Annotated in this window: 3 protein-coding genes; 2 read left to right on the top strand and 1 reads right to left on the bottom strand. The window is 64.2% G+C overall.

Features of this window, described 5'->3' with window-relative positions:
• The coding region (locus tag O7A05_RS33990) for a hypothetical protein (protein WP_337097779.1) at positions 1 to 307 on the bottom strand (307 nt) is incomplete at its 3' end.
• 65 nt (positions 308 to 372) lie between these two features.
• Here O7A05_RS33990 and O7A05_RS33985 point away from each other — a divergent pair.
• Both O7A05_RS33985 and O7A05_RS33980 read left to right on the top strand, forming a co-directional pair.
• Positions 373 to 537 (top strand): hypothetical protein, encoded by a 165-nt coding sequence (locus tag O7A05_RS33985; protein ID WP_337097777.1) that lies wholly within the window; start codon positions 373 to 375, stop codon positions 535 to 537.
• Between the two features lie 97 nt (positions 538 to 634).
• Positions 635 to 1018: a hypothetical protein gene (locus O7A05_RS33980; RefSeq protein ID WP_337097776.1), complete on the top strand. Its 384-nt coding sequence runs from the start codon at positions 635 to 637 to the stop codon at positions 1016 to 1018.
• The last annotated feature ends 233 nt before the right edge of the window (positions 1019 to 1251 follow it).

The following is a 1251-nucleotide window of genomic DNA, read 5'->3' as shown; positions in this document are numbered from 1 at the left end:
TCGTCTCATCCGACGCCGCAAAACCGTCCGCTAGGCTCAATTGGCCAAGCACTCGATCGACCATCGCGAATCCCTCCTCGCCGGATATCCGCATGGAATCACCGATCCGATTCTGTGCAAAGCCCTCCTTGCGGGAGAAGGTGGATCGGCGCGATAGCGCCGAGACGGATGAGGGGTGGTCCAGCGGAGTGAGGCGTCGGCGTTTCCTGGAACACCCCTCATCCGTCGCCTTCGGCGACACCTTGTCCCACAAGGGGAGAAGGAAAAACTGAAACAAAACCACACCAAAACGAAACAATTCCGCCATCGGTGCGGCATGGTGCCGACACAATCGGCGACCATAAACCCCGCCGAAACAAGGGGTTCGGGGCCATGGTGACGGCTGAAGATATCATCGAGAGCGGCAAGCCCGCCAGGCTGAGGCCTGCCGGCGGCTTTGCGCTCAAGCCGGCGCAGCAGCCGGCCGGGCCGTTCGAGGTCGCGGCCGAGGCGCGCAAGCCGACCATGCGCGACGCGCTGGTGACCGCCTGCTGGTGATCTATCCGGCCTTCGCGGCCGTGGCGGCGATCATTGCCGGGCTGTTCCTGGCCGGCGCCGGCAGCGTCTGACTTAATCCAACGATCGGGGGATCATCATGCAGTTGCAATTTGCGGGCGCGCTTGCCGGCGCGCTGGCTGTCGGCGCGACCGGCACGACCAACGCCTGCCAGCCGGGCGATGCCCGCCTTTCCGGCCACTACTACCTGAACGGTGTCATGGAAGTCGGTTCCGAGCTGCTGTTGAAGAAAGACGGCAGCTTCGAGTTCGCGCTCGCCTATGGCGCCAACGACCAGTACGGCAAAGGCTGCTGGCTGAGGAAGGGCTCGACCGTCGAGGTCATCCCGGCCGGCCGCGGCTCCGCCTCCACGCATCACACGCCCGACGATCGCGGTTTCAGCGGACTGGTGCTCACGGTGTCCGGCTCCAGCCTGGTCTGGGACATCAATGGCAGCGGCCATAAGGGCAGGTTCGAGAAGTGAGCCTCTTCTCCTTCTCCCCTTGTGGGAGAAGGTGGATCGGCGCGTTAGCGCCGAGACGGATGAGGGGTGCTCCAGCGAAGTGAGACGCTGGCTTTCCCTGGAGCCCCCCCTCATCCGTCGCCTTCGGCGACACCTTCTCCCACAAGGGGCCTGTTGCGCAGTTAGCGAGGACAGGCTCGCGGAGCGATTTGGTCGCGAGGTCTCGCTCCGTTTTGGCTTTGGGGTGGAATTGA

The organism is Mesorhizobium argentiipisi (SeqCode), from assembly GCF_037179585.1.
GTDB classification, from domain to species: Bacteria; Pseudomonadota; Alphaproteobacteria; order Rhizobiales; family Rhizobiaceae; genus Mesorhizobium; species Mesorhizobium argentiipisi.
This window is presented reverse-complemented; position numbering and strand designations above follow the sequence as displayed.